At 54.0% G+C, this 18,368-nt stretch carries 14 protein-coding genes; 11 read left to right on the top strand and 3 right to left on the bottom strand.

What is annotated here, in order from left to right; translation table 11 throughout:
* Positions 1-47 precede the first annotated feature (47 nt).
* From EHV15_RS12745 to EHV15_RS12765, 5 genes are all read left to right on the top strand, one after another.
* Positions 48-1,157 (top strand): autoinducer 2 ABC transporter substrate-binding protein, encoded by a 1,110-nt coding sequence (locus EHV15_RS12745; protein ID WP_246061516.1) that lies wholly within the window; start codon positions 48-50, stop codon positions 1,155-1,157.
* Complete coding sequence (locus EHV15_RS12750) at positions 1,141-2,985, top strand: cache domain-containing sensor histidine kinase (protein WP_246061518.1); 1,845 nt, start codon at positions 1,141-1,143, stop codon at positions 2,983-2,985. The genes EHV15_RS12745 and EHV15_RS12750 overlap by 17 nt, the downstream gene beginning before the upstream one ends.
* Positions 2,982-4,637, top strand: a complete 1,656-nt coding sequence (locus EHV15_RS12755) for a helix-turn-helix domain-containing protein (RefSeq protein WP_128631537.1) — start codon at positions 2,982-2,984, stop codon at positions 4,635-4,637. Before EHV15_RS12750 ends, EHV15_RS12755 begins: the two co-directional genes overlap by 4 nt.
* Before the next feature lie 153 nt (positions 4,638-4,790).
* Positions 4,791-5,129 (top strand): L-rhamnose mutarotase, encoded by a 339-nt coding sequence (rhaM, locus tag EHV15_RS12760; RefSeq protein ID WP_128631538.1) that lies wholly within the window; start codon positions 4,791-4,793, stop codon positions 5,127-5,129.
* Entirely contained in the window at positions 5,129-6,451 is a 1,323-nt protein-coding gene (locus EHV15_RS12765; RefSeq protein ID WP_128631539.1) for an MFS transporter, read from the top strand. The genes rhaM and EHV15_RS12765 overlap by 1 nt, the downstream gene beginning before the upstream one ends.
* Positions 6,452-6,736: 285 nt before the next feature.
* Here EHV15_RS12765 and EHV15_RS12770 read toward each other — a convergent pair whose 3' ends face one another.
* The 3 genes from EHV15_RS12770 to EHV15_RS12780 form a co-directional block, all read right to left on the bottom strand.
* On the bottom strand, positions 6,737-7,690 hold the full coding sequence (locus tag EHV15_RS12770) for a DUF4367 domain-containing protein (protein ID WP_128631540.1): 954 nt from the start codon (positions 7,688-7,690) through the stop codon (positions 6,737-6,739).
* Positions 7,647-8,249: an RNA polymerase sigma factor gene (locus tag EHV15_RS12775; protein WP_342773982.1), complete on the bottom strand. Its 603-nt coding sequence runs from the start codon at positions 8,247-8,249 to the stop codon at positions 7,647-7,649. The genes EHV15_RS12770 and EHV15_RS12775 overlap by 44 nt, the downstream gene beginning before the upstream one ends.
* A 71-nt stretch (positions 8,250-8,320) precedes the next feature.
* Positions 8,321-9,943, bottom strand: coding sequence for a sensor domain-containing diguanylate cyclase (locus tag EHV15_RS12780; protein ID WP_128631541.1), 1,623 nt, complete (start codon positions 9,941-9,943; stop codon positions 8,321-8,323).
* Positions 9,944-10,174: 231 nt separating this feature from the next.
* On the opposite strand from EHV15_RS12780, the gene EHV15_RS12785 reads away from it, so the two are divergent.
* The 6 genes from EHV15_RS12785 to EHV15_RS12810 all read left to right on the top strand — a co-directional run bounded on the left by EHV15_RS12785 (position 10,175) and on the right by EHV15_RS12810 (position 18,336).
* The gene (locus EHV15_RS12785; protein WP_128631542.1) at positions 10,175-12,181 is read left to right on the top strand and encodes a beta-galactosidase; all 2,007 of its coding nucleotides are present in this window, start codon (positions 10,175-10,177) and stop codon (positions 12,179-12,181) included.
* A 69-nt stretch (positions 12,182-12,250) separates the two neighbouring features.
* A complete protein-coding gene (locus tag EHV15_RS12790) occupies positions 12,251-14,023 on the top strand; it encodes a cache domain-containing sensor histidine kinase (protein ID WP_128631543.1) in 1,773 nt (590 codons plus the stop codon).
* A gap of 3 nt (positions 14,024-14,026) precedes the next feature.
* On the top strand, positions 14,027-15,106 hold the full coding sequence (locus EHV15_RS12795) for a response regulator (protein WP_128631544.1): 1,080 nt from the start codon (positions 14,027-14,029) through the stop codon (positions 15,104-15,106).
* A 79-nt stretch (positions 15,107-15,185) separates the two neighbouring features.
* A complete protein-coding gene (locus EHV15_RS12800; protein ID WP_128635315.1) occupies positions 15,186-16,487 on the top strand; it encodes an ABC transporter substrate-binding protein in 1,302 nt (433 codons plus the stop codon).
* A 140-nt stretch (positions 16,488-16,627) separates the two neighbouring features.
* Positions 16,628-17,512 carry a carbohydrate ABC transporter permease gene (locus EHV15_RS12805; protein WP_128631545.1) on the top strand — a complete coding sequence of 295 codons (885 nt, stop codon included), beginning with the start codon at positions 16,628-16,630 and terminating at the stop codon, positions 17,510-17,512.
* Positions 17,509-18,336 (top strand): carbohydrate ABC transporter permease, encoded by an 828-nt coding sequence (locus EHV15_RS12810; protein WP_128631546.1) that lies wholly within the window; start codon positions 17,509-17,511, stop codon positions 18,334-18,336. The genes EHV15_RS12805 and EHV15_RS12810 overlap by 4 nt, the downstream gene beginning before the upstream one ends.
* The last annotated feature ends 32 nt before the right edge of the window (positions 18,337-18,368 follow it).

An 18,368-nucleotide genomic window follows, 5' to 3' on the forward strand; every position in this document is an offset into this window, starting at 1 on the left:
ATTGAATCGCCAAATCATATTGGGCATTTAGGAAGGGGGGAGGAGCCTTGGGCCGCTGGGGTACAGCAAAGCTTATAGGACTACGGCTTATAAGAGTACGGTCTGCAGGACTACGGTTTACAGCTCTGTGGTCTGCAGCGCTCCTGCTGCTCATCGCCATTGTTGGTTGCCGAAGCGGAGATGCGGCCGTCAAATACGATGTCATCTACTCCAACGAAAAGGAGACCCAGAGCCAGACGGACCCGGTTGCCCAGGAAACTTACACGATCGGAATGGTACCGAAAGCTACGGAAAATTCTTATTTTAATCTGGTGGAGGACGGGGCGCGCGAGGCGGCTGCCGATCTGGGGGCGAACCTTCTGTATGAAGGAGCGCCGGTGGCGGACACCGGGCAGCAAATCCGGGTCATCCGAAGCCTGATTTCGCGCAAGGTCGATCTGATCGCGGTGTCAGCTAACGATTCGGCCAAGCTGCTGCCTGTGCTGCGGGAAGCGAAGCAAAGCGGCATCCGGGTGATCACCTGGGACTCGGATACCGAGCGGGAAGGGCGGGAGCTGTTCGTCAATATGGTCGATCCGGAAACGCTCGGACGCCATTTATTGGATGCGCTTGCAATGCAAATGAACGAAACGGGGCAATATGCCATTTTGGCCGGGGCTTCCACCGCATCCAACATGAACGAGTGGATGAAATGGATTAAGGTGCAGAATGCGCAGTATTATCCGGACATGAAGCTGGTGGAGACCGCCGCGGCCAATGACGATCCGCAGCTGGCCTACACGGAGGCGATCAGGCTGATGGAGAAGTACCCCGATTTGGCGGGAATCATCGGCACCTCCTCCGTCGCGCTGCCCGCGGCGGCCAAGGCGTTGGAAGACAAGCACCAAGCCGGGAGCATTCACGCGGTCGGACTGTCCACGCCAAATTTGATGCGGGAATATTTAAAGAACGGGACCGTCAAGAACGCCACCCTCTGGAGTCCGAAACGGCTGGGGTATTTAACGATCGTGCTGGCGGTGAACTTGCTTGACGGCCAAACTCCCGTAAACGGCCAGGTTGTCCGCAATGTCGGGGAGATTCGGGTGAAGGGGGATTCGGTGATTATGGGGGAGCCGCTCGATTTTACCAAGGATAACGTGGATGAATATGTTTTTTAGGAGAGGAAGACGGCGGTTCCGGGATTTTCGGCTCAGCTCCAAGCTGCTGATCGTGTATGTGGTGCTTACCGTGCTCCCCATCTCGCTGCTTGGCGTTATTTCTTACCGGCAGTATGAGAAATCGATAGTGGAGCAAATCGGCCAATATATGCCGAAGTTCCTCGATCAGGCCAACAGCTCGATCGACCAGCATATCGGCAAGCTGGCCGTGCTTCCCGAGCAGCTGTTCAGCTCCGCCGACGTTGTGCGGATTTTGCGCAAAGATGCCTACCAGAGCAAGTCCGATCTCAATACGGATACCTATATACTGAACAATTATCTTTCCAAGACCTTTCTCGAAGGCAGCAATTCGGAAATTCTCGGGGTGTTCATTTTATCCAAAAACCGGCTGTTCTCCGCTTCCCGAATCGATTTTACGGGCCTGGACAGCAAAGGCCTGCTGATTCCCTACGGGCAGGATCTGGAGCTAAGGGGCGGAGCGAAGCTGCTGCTGTCCAGCGATTTCGGGCTAAAATTCGGCACCGGCGAGCCTTACCTCATGATCATGAAACAAATTGACGATGTGGACAACCGCACCGGCCTCGGCACGATGTTTATCGCGGTGCAAATGTCGTTTATCGATCGGATTCTGCAAAATTTCGAGCAAAACGAGCAGGCGGAATTTTGGCTGATGAACGGGCAAGGCGAAATTTTTTATCATACCAACCGTGCGCGGATCGGCGGCTATGATGCCGAAATCCGCGAATATCCGGTGCAAAGCGGCAGCTTCCGCAAGCAGGCAGGCGGGAAAACCTGGATTATGAGCAGCTCGCGCTCTGCCGGATACGGCTGGAGGTTGATGTACAGCATCCCGCTGAAAGAGCTGACAAAGCAGGCCGACATCACCCGGAATGTCGTCGGTTTGCTGTTTGCAGGGTTCGCGCTTGTGACCTTGATCATCTACACCGTTTTCTCCTACCGGGTGACGAGGCCGCTGAAGAAACTCGCCCGCCTGATGAAGGAGGTCGGCAAAGGCCGGTTTGACGTCGACCCGGGGATTCAAACCCGGGATGAGGTGGGGATGCTGGCACGGAGCTTCAACTTCATGGTGTCGATGATCCGGGAGCTGATCGCGAAAAACGTACAAACCGAGCTAAGCCAGAAGGAAGCGGAGCTGTACGCGCTGCAGTCGCAGATTAACCCTCATTTTATGTATAACACGCTGGAGAGCATCAGCATGGCCGCGGAAGAAGGGGAGCAGGAAACGGTCGTAAAAATGGTAACCCTGCTCGGGCGCATGCTGCGGTTTTCGGTATCCAATAAATCGAGATGGGTCACGATTGCCGAGGAAGTGCAGCACGTCCGCGATTATCTGACGATCCAGGCCTTTCGCTTTGAAGAACGGCTGGGTTTTACGATTACGGAAGAGGTGAACAACGCTTGGTACACGCCCAAGTTTATTTTGCAGCCGATCGTGGAAAATGCCGTGAAATACGGAATGGAGAGCCGCCGGAGTCTAAAGATCGGACTGCATATCGCCGAGGAACAGGGGGCGCTCCCGGGAGAACGGCAAGTCGTCTTCCGCATCCAGGACAACGGCCCAGGTATCGCTGCGGAGCGGCTTGAGGCGCTGAACCGCGAGCTGAACAATGTGTCCATGGAGCGAAAGGATTCGGGCTTTGGCCTGAAAAACGTAAACGCACGCATTCATTACACGTTGGGAAGTAAGTACGGTCTGCGGATGGAAAGCGCGGTGGGCGAGGGCACCACCGTCATCATTCGAATTCCGGCGATCGAGCGGGCGGACGTGGAAGACCTGGCCGAATCGCCAAAGGAGAGAAGGATATGAGGCCTATCAAAGTATTGATCGTGGACGATGAACCGCGAATTTGCCGGGGGCTGAAGCGGCTGGTCGCCTCCTGCGGCGAGGAATGGGAAGTGCTGGCCGCTTTGGGGGACGGCAGGGAGGCGCTTGATTTCCTCCAAACGCGGGACGCCGAAATCGATCTGCTCATCACCGACATCCGCATGCCGGAAATGGACGGACTCACCCTGATCCGGGAAGCGGGCAAAATCCGTGAGTTCCTGGCCGTCATCCTGACCGGATACAACGATTTCGAATACGTCCGCACGGCGCTGAAAGAAGGCGCGGCTGATTATTTGCTGAAGCCGATTGACCGGGAGCAGTTGGCGGCGGTGCTGGCGGAAATCAAGCAAAAGGTGGAGGAACGGCGCCTTCAAGATTACCGCTGGAGCGCGATGCGCCAAAAAGAAGCGATGCTCAAATTCACGCAGCAGACGCAGGCGCTTGGCCGGATCACGGCGGACGGAAGCGACCTGGCCCGCTTGGGATTCTGGGTGGATTCTTTTCCGAAGGGGGAGTACATCCTGCTGTATATCTCTATGGACGCGATGCCGGTCAAAGCCAGAAGCTTTACCGATCAAGACTGGCGGGCTTATTCTTACGTATTGGAAAATATGACCAGCGAAGTTGTCGGCGTGGAGGCGGAGAAACACCGGATGAGCGGCTGGTGGTGGCGGGGGACGCGCGCGGATTTCTGGGCGCTGCTGTGCCGGCCGGGGCCGGACGCGGCAAGCGACGGCGGCGAATGGGAAGAAGCCGCCCTGGAGACGGCCGGACGAATCCGTGAAGCGGTAAGAGCGTACACGCCGTTTACCGTATCGGTCTCGTTCGGGGAGCCGATCGATGATTTGTATTTGCTGCCTTATGCGATGCGGCAGGCGATTTCCGCTATGCAGCACCGCCTTCTGGATGGGGGGAACAAGGTGTTTTCGTATAGGCGCATCCACCAGAGCGGCGGCAAGAGTGGTGGCGGTGGACAGCCCGACGGCCTTCCTCCTTCGCTGCTGCGGCGGATGAAGCGGGCGGTCGAACAGGCCGATGCCGCCGAGGCGGAAGCGGTGTGCAGGCAACTGTTCGAGCATATCGGCGGGTATTCCTCCCCGGCGCATATCCGCAAAGTTGCGGAAAATGTACTGCTCCTAATAGAATCTACCCTGTTTGAAACCTGTGGGGAAACGGCCGGGGATGCGGGGGCTGAAGCCGCGCTGCGGGAGGCGCAAGAAGCGGTGAACCTCCAGGAGCTGAAGCTGTTGGCGCTGCGGATGATCAGGCGGGCCGTGGCGACGCTGGAGCAGGCCCGGTCCGGGCCTGCGGCCAAGCCGGTTGAAGCCGCCAAGAACTGGATTGGCCGGAACCTGGGAAGCCCGATTACAGTGAAAAAAATCGCCGAGCAGGTCCACATGAATCCTACGTATTTTTGCCAGTATTTTAAGCTGCAAACCGGGGAGACGGTGCTTGAATACGTGACCCGTGCCCGGTTGGAGCAGGCCAAACGGCTGCTCGCCGACCCCTCGGCAAAGCTGCGGGACGTCAGCCGGGCTGTCGGATATCAGGATGTCCGCTATTTCAGCCGGCTGTTCCGGCAGCATTTCGGCCAACTCCCGTCCGAATACCGGGGAACTTTCGGAACCGGCTAGAGGCGTCACGCGGTTTCCCGTCATGTTCCGAAGAATATCTACCCGATCCGAAGAATCCCTCCTACAGGCGGGAACGCCCCGCTTATATAGTGGAAGGTGTAAGCGCCAACATATAGGGCGTGAATATTTTGAGGATCGGGAAGGAGCTGTAACATGATACGGAAAGCCTCGATCATGCAAGTTTTTGCAGGCTGCCATGAGGAATACCAAAGACGCCATGATGAACTGTGGCCGGAGATGAAAGAGATGCTGCTAAGCCACGGAGTCCGCACGTATTCGATTTTTTTGGACGAAACGACCCATACCTTGTTTGCCTGCCTGGAAATCGAGGATGAAGCGCTTTGGGCCAAAAGCGCGGATACGGAGGTCTGCCGCAGATGGTGGGATTACATGAAGGACATTATGCGGACCAACCCCGACAACAGTCCGGAATCCCGCGATTTGACGGAGGTGTTCCACCTCCAGGCGGAATCCGGGAAGGAGCGGGTGTGATGGCTTCCGCTCAAACAACAAAAAAGAGCAGTCTCAAGTCAACCATCACCGTAGCCATGTCGAATTACCTGGAAGCCGGCTCTATCGTTGCCGGCGCCGGAGGACTCACCTTATGGGTGGAATACCTGAAGCTGGACGATGTGAAGCTGGGCCTGCTCGGGGCGCTCAGCGCCAACGGATTCGGGTCGGCGATCGGCGCGCTGATCGGCGGGGTCCTGGTCGACAAATACGGCCGCAAGCTGATTTACAAATACGATCTGCTCGTGTACATGCTGGGGGTTCTGCTTGTCGCCCTGTCGTTTAATTTTCCGATGCTGTTGGCGGGTTACGTGATTACCGGCATTGCGGTGGGCGCGGCAATCCCGGCCGCCTGGACGTATATCTCCGAAGAGGCGCCGGCGGGCGAACGGGCCGCCCGGGTAGGCTGGGGGCAACTCGCCTGGTCCATCGGCCCGGCGATATCGCTGCTGCTGTCCGTGGCGCTGGCTCCGCTTGGCCTGCTGGGCAGCCGGTTGATCTTCGGGCAGTTGTTTGTCATCGCCCTGATTACCTGGATCATGCAGCAGCAAATCAACGAGAGCAAGATCTGGGAGGAGGAAAAAGCCAGGGAAGCCAAGGCGCTGGCGGGCGACAAGGCGGCGAAAAGTTCGGTTGCCGAGCTGTTCAAGAGCCGGGCCAACCTGCGCTCGATCGTCCTGCTCTTGGGCATCTACTGCTTCTGGAACCTGGTGGCGGGCGTGATGGGCTACTTTATGCCTTACATTTACCAGCGGGTCGGCGGTCTCACCTCCGCTCAGGCCAATTTACTGCAGGCCTTCCTTTGGATTTTGACCGTCGCTTCGACGTATTTCGTCTTTATCAAATTCGGCGATAAGGTCAACCGGAAAGTGCTGTACGGCATAGGCGCACTCATGGGGATTGCCGCCTGGGCGATCCTGTCCTTCGGCGGCATGGGCATGGCCGAACTGCTGGCCTTCGTTGTGCTGTGGGGCGTCGCCGCCGGCTTCGGGGCGCAGGCCTTCTACGGCTTATGGGCCGGCGAACTGTTTCATACCAAATACCGCGCCAAAGCCCAGGGGTTCCTATTCAGCACCGCCCGGGTGGCGGTGGGCCTGATCTCGCTGGTGGTGCCGTCCATGCTCACTACCATGGGCTTTGCGGCTTCCGGTATGGTGATGATCGGCTTCCTGGTCATCGCCGCGGTGATCGGCGTGGTCATGGCCCCGGAAACCCGCGGCAAGACGCTCGAGCAAATCCAGGAGGAAGTGTACGGACGGGATTTTGTGGACCATCCGGACAAATCCATGACCCGGACCGGGTAACGACAAATCGCCACCTATCAAAATAGCGGTACTTTATGTACTTATTATCCGAAGCCTAGCAGGTTTATCCCCATTAGCGCCATTTTATGTACTTATTTTCCTAAGAATGGTCCTGAACACGGTCATTTCCTTGCGACGAAGGAAACTAGCGACATAAAATTCCTCTATTTTGCTCGAATGGACGGATGCTGACGGAATAACGCCATTTTATGTCCTTATTTTTTCTCTGGAGCAATCTGCCCACCCTGCTTGCGGATTCCGCAGGCAGAGTGGGAGCTATACCGTTTAATCCAAATAAGACTCGGCCAGTTTAATCACCTGGTCTTTGTTCATTTGCAAGCCGGTTTCGATCATGTAATGTACGGCCTCCTTGCTGCCCGGAACATCATAGACCCATTCAATACTCCGGCCGGTTGCAAATTCGGTATACAGCATTTTTACCCTCTTAATTTCGAGGGTCTCGCGCGGATTGTCCTTGCTTTCTTCGGGCATCCAAATCGTCTGCTTCCCGGGGGTTTTAGAAATCGTCACCACAATTCCCGTTTTGCTGTTTTTTTGGTACGAGCTCATTATTATCCAGTAATTTTTCGAGAGTTCGATCGGCATCATCGCATACCCTTTACCCGATTCCTCTGCCTGCTTTCGCAGCTTTTCGGTAATCTCCGCTTCTTCCTGATCGGTTAGCGGGTTCTCATAAAGGGCCGGGTAGAAGGAGACCGTAGCATGAGCAAATTGATAATCACCCTCGAAACGGTCAAACAGCTTCACCGGCTGCCCCGCCATGCGGGAACGAAGCTCGGTCAAATCGTGAAAGGAAACCCGCTTCCATTCGATGTCGATCTCATGATCCGGATTGTTCTCCAGCACGTAAAAAATCGCGGCCTCTCCTTCCTTCAGCAGATCGTTAGATAAACCGACGCTGCTTAGTGAACGCCGTTGCTCGTCCCGGGAAGGCTTTTTATACTCGGGGCTGCTCTTATCCAATATCTTTTCTTCCCTAATAATGTTGCCGTGCTTGCTTTTAAAGGCATAGTAGTAGTTTGACGCCGCAAAAGCAGTCGTTACCCCCAGCAGCATTCCGGCTATGACCAGCAGACCTGCTTTACGTTTCCCGATCAATCGCGCCTTTGTTTTTTTTTCGGCATAGAGCTTGCTCATCACTTTGGGGGTCAGGTCGATCTCGGGAATCTGCGCTTCACGAAAAAGTTGTTTCAGATCCTGATCCTTGTCCGATATCATAAGCACACACTCCTTTCGCCTGAGCGTAATACTGGCGGAATTTCGCCGCCGTCCGCCCGTATTTCTTGCGGAGCGCCGCGTTGCTTCGGCCGAGAATCTGGCTGATCTCCTCATAACTCTTCTCATCGACACAGCGCAAAATCAACAAGTTCCGTTCCTCCGCCGACAATTTCGATATGGCCTTGTGTACGAATTCATCAAAATAATGGGCTTCGATCCGCCAGTCCACCGGCTTGTTCTCTTTGTCATCCCGGTAGAAGAAGGGCAGGTACTTGGCCAGCTTCCGCTTGCGGATCATATCGATGCAATGATTGTAGGCGATTTTGTACAGCCAGGCTCCAAACGGAACTTCGCGTTTATATTTTCCCAACGAACGGTAGGCTTTCAGAAATACTTCCTGACCGCTGTCCTCGGCTTCGGCATAGTTGCCTAACATATGGCAGCAATACAGGAAAATCGATTTTTGGTAAACGCGCATGATTTCCGCGAACTTTTCGGTGTCACCTTCCAAAATGTCGGTTATCGTTTGCGACAGATCGACATCGTCCACACGTTTCACACCCTTTCACCTTATACAACGGATCGCCTGCCCGCGGATGTGACAAATCCACAAAAAAGAAAAAGGACCGCTCAATCCCGGTCCATGATAAACGAACGTACTTCTTCCAAGCCCTCATCCGCCACAACCGTCCGGTTGCGCCCGTCTCCCTTGGCTTTATAAAGCGCTTTATCGGCCAAGCGGAACAGCTCATCCAGATCATCCGACTGAACGGGAAACTCGGCCGCTCCTATAGACACGGTGACCGGCCTGCCGGCCGGGCTTACCGTGCCTTCCAGCTGGCTGCGAAGCCGTTCCGCCGTTTGAAAGGCAACGGCCAGCGGCGTATCCGGGAGAAGCACAATAAACTCTTCGCCCCCGAAGCGGAAGCAGTGGTCTTTTTGCCGCACGGCCGATTGAATTAACTCCGACACAAACTTCAGCACTTCATCCCCGGTTTGATGACCGTATGTGTCATTGATCTGTTTAAACCGGTCGATATCCAAAACGAGCATCGAAAAAGAATGCTTGGCGAAATCAAATAAAGCCAATACTTCATCGAGCGCCCTGCGGTTTTGGAGGCCCGTCAGCGGATCTTTGCGGGTGCTGTCGGTAAGCCGTTCATTTTGGTCCTTCATCGTCTTCAGGGAGCTCAGCACGGTCTTCGTTAACATGTCGGCCTCCCAAATCCAATGGCTTGTCCGGATCGGCGGCAGCTTTTTGGGATTACGGACCGAACTTTTCGCAAACTGGGCCAGCCATACGATCGGTTCTGTCACCTTATGCGCCAAATAGATCGTAACCGCTATGATAAGAATGAAGGGAAAGGCCATGATCAGCAGCATTTTGCGAACCTGTTCTTCTTGTTGTTTTTCCAACATGCTGATCGGGGTTTGCATGATGATGCCCCAACCGGCCTCAGGCACCGTGGCGTACCCGGCCAAAAAAGCTACCTTTTTCGTGTTGATCACGGATTTCCGGCCGTTTTCACCGCTTTTCACAGCTTGAACTACAGCGTTTTCACTAACATTTTCGCCGCGCCGGCTGGTGTCGGGGTGAAAGATCAGCTGTCCGCTGGAATCCACGATATAATAATAAGAGCCCGTCTTATCTGCCTGCTTTTCGCTAAAAATACTGTCGAGGATGTTGTTTTCCTCGAGGTAAATCGTACCGCCTATGAACCCTTGATAAACGCTGTTTTTGTCGAACACGGGCTCTGTCATCAGGATGATGAGCCGTCCGCTTGCGCTGGTATAAGGCTTCGACAGCGTTGCTTTCCGGGTTGCCAGGGCTTCTTGCACCGGCGTCGACACCAGCTTGGTTCCGTCCATTTTATAGTTCGGCGAAGTGATGCTGCGAACGACACCTTTGGCGTCCGCCCAAAACACCGAGTTGAAATAGTCGTTGCTGTTCTTGAAGAAATCCAGTTTGGCTTGAATGTCGGCGGATTGCGAGACCTCGTCTGCGTCGAAGAGATGAATGGATACGGTGTGCAGTCCTAGCCGCATCGACGTGAATAAAGTGCCCAAGGTGCGGCTCATCTGCAGCGAAGTGGAATAGTTCATTTCAAGCGTTCTGTCGTATAAAATGCTTCTTTCGGCTTTATAGGATGAAGCCACGGAAATAAACGTAGTTATAATTACGGCGAGCCCGACGATCAGCGAAAAAAGGACGGCCAGGCGGATTTTGGGGTAGCAGCGCTTTTTGATGTTCATATTAGGCGGTTCCTCTATGTTGTTCCTAGCGGTTTTGCATCCTGCGGAGGATGGATATGAGGTTAAGCATACCAAATCTTCGCGGCGTTGAACAGAGTTTTTGCGGCAGCACGGCCCGCCGGTTTAAAATCGTCCACCCCAAAAGCTTAAATTCGTCCAATGAAGGGGGGAACTTTTTTTAATACGATGAAAGCGTAATCATTTTGTGATCACTCTCGGGAGGTAACTTATATGGAGAAGCTGCTTTACGGTGTCGCTTACTATGACGAATATATGCCTTACGAACGTCTTGACGAAGATATCCGGATGATGAAAGAAGCGGGGATCAACGTGGTGCGGATCGCCGAATCGACGTGGAGCACGCACGAGCCCCAAAACGGGGTGTTCGACTTCACCTCGGTGGACCGGGTGCTGGACGCGATGCAGCGGGCGGGGATTCATGTCATCGTCGGCACGCCTACGTATGCCGTGCCGACCTGGATGGTGAAGGAGCATCCGGACGTGCTGGCGACAACGGCAAAAGGCCCCGCCAAATACGGCGCGCGGCAAATTATGGACATCACCCATCCGGCCTATCTGTTCTATGCGGAACGGATCATCCGCAAACTGATTTCCCGTGTCAGCGGCCACCCCGCGGTTATCGGGTATCAGACCGACAACGAAACGAAGCATTACCACACGGCAGGCCCTAACGTCCAGCTGCTGTTCGTTAAATACATCAGAGAGAAATTCAAAACGCTGGACCGGGTGAATCAGGCGTTTGGGCTGGATTACTGGAGCAACCGGATCAACAGCTGGGAGGACTTCCCCTCGGTCGTGGGGACGATCAACGGCAGCCTGGGCGCGAAGTTTGCCAAGTTCCAGCGGAAGCTGGCCGCCGATTTTCTGAATTGGCAGGTATCGATTGTAAACGAATATAAGCGGCCGGATCAGTTTGTCACGCAAAACTTCGATTTTGAGTGGCGCGGGCATTCCTACGGCATCCAGCCGGACATCGACCATTTCGAGGCGTCCCGCCCGTTCGACATCACGGGGGTGGATATCTATCATCCCTCGCAGGACGATCTTACCGGCATTGAAATTTCCTTCGGCGGGGATGTGGCCCGCTCTACCAAAGGAACGAATTATTTGGTGATCGAGACGGAGGCGCAAGCTTTCAGCCATTGGACGCCGTACCCGGGGCAGCTGAGATTGCAGGCGTTCAGCCACCTGGCTTCCGGGGCCAATATGGTCGCCTACTGGCATTGGCATTCGATCCACAATTCCATCGAAACGTACTGGAAAGGTCTGCTCAGCCACGACTTCGAGCCAAATCCGGTCTATGAGGAAGCCACAACGATCGGCCGGGATTTCGCCCGCTTGTCGCCGCATTTGGCGAACCTGAAGAAGCAAAACAAAGTCGCTATTCTCGTCAGCAACGAGTCGTTAACGGCGATGGAGTGGTTCAAGTTTAATTTTACCAGCACCAAAAACTACAATGATGTCGTCCGGATGATGTATGATGAGTTGTACCGGATGAACGTCGGCTGCGACTTCGTGTCACCGTCCACCCCAAGCTTCGAGCGGTATGATCTGCTTGTGGTGCCGGCCTTGTACACGGCTTCCGGCGAACTGCTGGAACGTCTTAACCGGTTTGTGTATGACGGCGGGCACATCGTTTATACTTTTAAGAGCGGCTTCACGGACGAAAACGTCAAAGTCCGCACCGAACGCCAGCCGGGGGTGATCGGGGAGGCTTGCGGCGTCTCGTACAGCATGTTCGTAGAGCCGAAGCGCGTTTCGCTGAAAGACGATCCGTTCCGGGTCGGGGTGGAGCACAACCAAGTGCATACATGGATGGAACTGCTGACGCCGGTAACGGCTGAGGTGCTCGCCTATTACGACCATCCGCACTGGGGGAAATACGCCGCGGTGACGCAAAACCGGTACGGCCAAGGGCAAGCCATGTATATCGGCTGCATGACCAGCGAAGCCGTCATGGGCAAGATTCTTGAGCATGCTGTGAAGCAGGCCGGTTTGTGGGGGCACGATCAAGACATCCGCTTCCCGCTCATCACCAAACACGGGATGAACGGAATGGGCAAAACCGTCCGCTACTTTTTTAACTATTCCGATTTGCCGGCATCGCTAAATTACCCTCATCGGGAGGGGACAGAACTTCTCACGGGCGCGCCGGTAAGTCCCGGGGAAACCCTGAATCTTGAACCCTGGGGATTCAAGATTATTGAAGAACAATAGATTGTTTCAGGCGCCTCCCGCATCAGCGAGGCGTTTTCTACTATATATTCCGGCATCAGGGGGGATCGCATGTTTGGCAGACTGCGGCAGCGGGTCATCGATCCGTTTAAAACGAGCATCCGCAACAAGTTGATTTTGACGATGATGTTGATCGCGGTCATCCCCGTCGTGGTCGTTACCGCGCTCGCGGCGGAAAACAGCAGAACCTCGATGGAGGAGCAAGTGATAAGCACCAGCTTGTCCAACATGAAATGGACGGGGATTTATCTGGGCGAGCAGTTCGCCAGGCTGAACAATCTGATTTATTCCATCCAGATCAGCCCGGGGTTGACCGATTATTTGAACCGGCCCGAGGGAGAAACCCCGGCCAGCCATTTTACGGCGCAGCAGAACGTTTTTAATACGCTGAACAGCGTGTACTATAGCGGGGGAAATCATCTCGTAGGCGTCATCCTGTACCTGAATGACACAGGCACGCTGTTTACGATCAATTCGATGCAAAACGACGTGGAAACGGTAAGCGGCATGCCGCGCGTGTATCGGGATTTACTTACGCAGAACAAAGATTTTATCGTGGAGACGCCCCCATCCGCCCCTGACAAATTACGTTTGATCCGCAGCATTAACCGCTTTGAAAACCAGGAGAAGCTGGGGTATATTTCTTTGGATGTGCTTTGGTCTTATTTTGACCAATCGATGAGTTTGCTCGGCGAGGGAAAAGAACAGTCCGTGTTCGTCACGGATTTGAACGGCCGCGTTCTTTACGGCAAAGGCGGCGTCCTCCCGGAAAATGCGGCCGCTGCGCTGTCCAAGTCCAAAGAGGCCGGGCCGGGCTACTTCAGAACGGACGGGGAGTTCGTCTTCTACAATACGGTGGAACCGGTTGGCCTCAGATTGGTGAAAGTCGTCCCGATCGCCTTCATTAACGAAAGCGCCCGGGCGACGATGAATTACGGTTTGGTCGTCGGGATGATTTCCGTGGCCGTCTCCGCGCTGTTTGCCTTTTATTTTGCCTGGAAAACGACCAAACCGATCATCGGCTTGGCTAGGGCGATGCGCAAGCTGGATCTGACCAAGGGGCAGGCGTTCCCCCGGAGCAGGCGAAAGGACGAAATCGGGCTGCTTGAAGCCAATTTCGCCACGATGGGAGAGCGGATCAGAGAGCATATTAATACGGAATACAGAATCCGCCTGGAAAAGAAAACGGCCGAGCTGAAGGCGCTGCAATCGCAAATTAACCCGCATTTTTTGCAAAATACGCTGCAGCTGATCGGCGGGATGATCTTCTCGCAAAAACCGGCGGAAAGCTACGAAATTATCCGCTCCTTAAGCGAAATGTTCCGTTATATCGTGCGCGATCCGGATAGGCTGGCGACTCTCAGAGCGGAGCTTGAACATCTGCGTCATTACATGAACATCCAGCAGCAGCGGTTTGGCAAAAGGCTTCATTACGAGCTAGGCGTTTCCGAAGACGTGCTGGACTGCCGAATTCCCAAACTGACTTTGCAGCCTTTGGTTGAAAACGCGTTTGTCCATGGCCTGGATCATAAGGCGGGGGAGTGGCGCCTTGAGGTGGCGATCCGCCGCGAACCTGCCGTGGGAGTGCTCATCATGATCCGGGACAACGGAGCCGGCATGGCCCCCGAACAGCTGAACCGGCTGCGATCGCAGCTAAATAAAGATCTGGAGCAAGTGTGGACGCAGGGGACCAGCATTGGCCTCATCAATGTGGCTTCGCGGATTCAAATGTATTTTGGAGCGGAATACAAAGTGGACATGAACAGCCAATCAGGCCAAGGAACCTGCGTAACGCTGCATCTTCCCGAGCAGAAGGAGGGATAAAGCATGTTCAAAGTGTTGATCGTCGACGACGAAGAGTGGAACCGGGACATTATCAAAAATCTCGGCCGGTGGGACGAATTGGGCATGGAGGTCGCGGGGGAAGCGGAGGACGGACTGGAGGCGCTGCGGCTGATCGAGCAGCTTGGTCCGGAACTCATCATAACCGATATGCGCATGCCGGGTTCGGACGGCGAAGAACTAATGCGGAACATCCATGACCGTTTTCCCGGCAAGCAGGTGATCGTAGTGAGCGGGTACGACGATTTCCATTACGCCAGACAGGCGATTCGTTATAAGGCGGCCGACTATTTGCTGAAACCGATCGATCCCCAGGAATTGAACGCGGTATTGGCCAAATGCGGGCAAGCCTTGCGGCGTCGCGGCGACCGCCAGGAAATCGACCTGGAGTTGTCCGCGAAGTTGGCCGTCTACAAGAAGCGGCTGGGGTCCTACTTTAATGAGTTGAACGGCGAAGGAATCCGCAAGGTGTTCGGCGAATTGCACGCGGATACGCAGCTTGCCGCGGCCCAGAAGCCGGAGACGATTCGCTATTTTGTGCATGAAATCCTGTTGTATTTAAAGGAACTTTGCGCGGCCAACGCGCTGGCCGCCGAGCCTGACCGTTTGGCGGAACATGCGGAGGTGCCGGATTCCTATCATGAAGCGGCCGGCTTGATGGAAGGCTGCTATATGGCCGCATTGGATGAACTGATCAAACAGCGGAAATTTAAAAATAAGCTGCATTTGGGCGAAGTGAAATTCTATCTTGAGCATCATTATGCCGAGCAGGTCGGTTTGGAGCAGGTGGCCAAGCTGTTTTTTGTCAGCAAAGAGTATTTGAGCAAAGCGTTTAAGCAGGAGTACGGCGTTACGGTTACGGACTATTTGCTGCAATTAAGAATGGAGAAGGCGATGGAGTGGCTGGGAGCGGACGAGGAGGTCGCGATCAAAAGCGTGGCCGAGATGGTGGGGTACGAGGATGTATCCTATTTTCACCGGGTGTTTAAAAAACATTTCGGACTTTCGCCGGGAGAAGCGAGAAAAGCTTCACAAGGTTTAAAAATATCCAATGAAGGAGTCTAATCCCGTCCAATGAAGCGCTTACATGTTTTGATTAAAATGAAAGCGTAAACAAACTTAATCGTCTAGGAGGTCATAAATGATGAAGATGTGGAAGGGGATCGCCGGAACCGCTTTAATCGCTGCGTTGCTGGCCGGATGCGGATCGGGCGGCGGAAGCAATGCGGCGAACAATGAAACGTCGGGGACAGGCGGCGGAAGCGCAAGCGGAAAAAGCGTCAGCTTAAAAATGTTTATCGCCCAGCCTCGTTTGAAGGAACATTACGATAAGTATATCGATGCTTTCGTGGCCAAGGAAAAGGCGGAAAAGGACATCGACGTTACCGTTCAACTGGAGATGCCGCCGGCGGATACCGCCCCGCAAATCCTGAAAACAAGACTGGCTTCGAACGATGCTCCTGACGTGTTCGCCATTCACGCGGTCAATGAAATTCCTTCTTTCTATAAAGCCGGTTATCTGGAGGACTTGTCCGATCAGCCGTTCGTAGGCAAGCTGCTGGAGAGCGTGAAGCCTTCGGTCACGACGGAGGACGGCAAAGTCGTCGCGGTGCCGCTCGAAACGTTGTCCTGGGGGTATTTGTACAACAAGACGATTTTTAAAGAACAGGGCCTCACTCCCCCAACCACGTTAACGGAAATGAAAGCGGTCGTCGATAAGCTCAAACAAAACAACATCACGCCGTTTGTTCTGTCCGACAAGGAGTCGTGGATTCCGCAGCTGTTCCTGCCGCTGACCGTAGGAGCAATGGTCAACACGGAACACCCGGATTTCATCGACCGGATGAACAAAGACGAAGGCTCCTTCTCGGAACTAAAGGATATGTTTAACATCATCGATTTGGTCTACGCGAACGGCACCAAAAACGGTCTTGAGGTCGGCGGCGACGACGGCGCGGCTATGTTCGCCACCGGGAAAGCGGCGATGTGGGTGCAGGGTCCGTGGTATGCGGAGACGATTTTGAAATCGAATCCCGATCTCGATTTTGGCGTAGCGGCTTTGCCGATCAATGACAATCCGGACGCCACGATGATCAACTTGAGCACATCCACTTCCCTGGCCGTGTCCAAAACGAGCAAAAACAAAGAAGTGGCCCTCGATTTCATCAACTATATCCTGGACGACAAGGATTCCAGCGCGTTCTACCAGGCGTTGAAGTTTAACCCGGTCGCCACCGTGCACGACTACACAAGCTATCCGTGGGTGGACGACGCCATGGTGTATGTGAAAGCGGGCAAATCGTATCAAGACCCGCGCATTCCGCAAGCGGTTAAGGACGAATCCGGCAAAGCCCTGCAATCCTATATCGCCGGACAAATCTCGCCGGACGACGTCATCACCGCTCTGGACAAAGCTTGGAAGTCCTTTAACAAAGTCAATAAGTAACGCGGCGGCTGAACGATAGGAAGGGACATGTTGTTCCTTCCTTCTATATAATCGTAAGAACATTTCACCCGGCTGCCTTTTTTCGTTACAAGTATTAGTTCAACTTATCATCCATAGAAATGACAGGAGGGGAGAAAAACATGCCGTCCAGGATTTATAAGAAGTATTTTTCCTTATTGGCTTTTACGGCCCCGGCCCTCATCATATACACCATCTTTCTGCTTATCCCGACGTTCGGCGGAATGTATTATACGTTTACCGACTGGAACGGGTTGAATCAGGATTACAGCTTTGTCGGGATCGCGAATATCGTTGAAGCGCTCACGGAGGATCCGGATTTCATCAATGCGCTGCTGTTTACGCTGAAGTACGTCGTGTTTATGGTTATTTTGCAAAATGTAATCGCTTTACTGCTGGCGGTGCTGATCGAAACGCGGACCCGGAGCAAAGGGTTTTTCCGGACGATCTTCTTCATGCCGAACATGATCAGCTTAATCATCAGCTCCTTTATGTGGACCTTCGTGTTTTCACAGGTGATCCCGCAACTGGTCGAAAAAGCGGCCTTCACCTTCCTGGACCATGCCTGGCTGGGAGACCCGAAGTATTCGTTCTACTCGATCCTGATCGTTTCGCTGTGGAACGGGGTTGGGTACATGATGATCATTTATCTGGCGGCGCTGCAAGGCGTGCCGCAAAGCTTGAAGGAAGCGGCCATTATCGACGGCGCGAGTTCGTTCCAAACGTTAAAAAGCGTGACCCTGCCGATGATTACGCACGCGGTGACGATCTGCTTCTTCCTGACGCTGAACGGCGCTTTCAAAGTGTTCGACGTCGTGTACGGCCTGACCGGGGGCGGTCCGGGACGCAGCACGCAGGTAATTACGATGAACATTTACGAAGAAGCGTTCTCCAATAACTTCCGGTACGGGTATGCCAGCGCCAAGTCGCTGATTTTATTCGCCATCGTGCTGATCGTCACCTTGATTCAGATGAACGTCATGAAGAAAAAAGAGGTGGAAGCATGAGCATGAAAAAAATCAATTCCCTGCTGATTGGGCTGATTTTGTCCGTTGGCGCTCTGTTCACCTGTTTCCCGATCTATATGGCGGTCGTCAACTCGTTTAAGACCCAGGGAGAGATGTTCGCTTCGTTCGTAGCGCTTCCGACCAAGCTGCATTTCGAAAACTATACCCAGGCATTTGAAAAAATCCATCTGTTAAACAGCTCCATGAACTCGGTGATCGTATCCGTGCTTGGGATCGGCGGGATCGTCTTCTGCTCGGCTTTGGCCGGCTATAAGTTATCCCGCACCCGGGGCAAATTGAGCAATTTCATTTTTCTGCTGTTTGTCGCCTCGATGCTCGTGCCGTTCCATTCCATTATGATTCCGCTCACCCGGATGGCCAAAACGCTGCACGTGCAAGGCAGCACCTACGGGCTGGCGCTGATCTATATCGGGCTTGGCGTCAATATGGCGATTTTTCTGTATCACGGTTTCGTTAAGTCGATTCCGCGCGAGCTGGAGGAGTCCGGACAAATCGACGGCTGCAACGAATTTCAGACGTTTTTCCGGATCATTTTGCCGCTGCTTCTCCCCATTACCGTAACGATCGCCATTCTGGACTTTTTGTGGATATGGAACGACTTTTTGCTTCCGCTGATGATGTTGACGGATGTGGACAACTACACGTTGATCCTGGCCACCAACATGCTGTTCGGGGAGTACAACAAGGAATGGTCGCTGATTCTGGCTTCGCTCGTGCTGACGGCGATCCCCGTGGTGGTCATTTACGGCTTCTTCCAACGATTCATCATGGAAGGCATCGCGGAGGGAGCCGTGAAGGGCTGAACGAAAGCTTGAATTTGGATTAACCTGGAAAC

Source organism: Paenibacillus oralis, assembly GCF_003863965.1.
GTDB classification, from domain to species: domain Bacteria; phylum Bacillota; class Bacilli; order Paenibacillales; family Paenibacillaceae; genus Fontibacillus; species Fontibacillus oralis.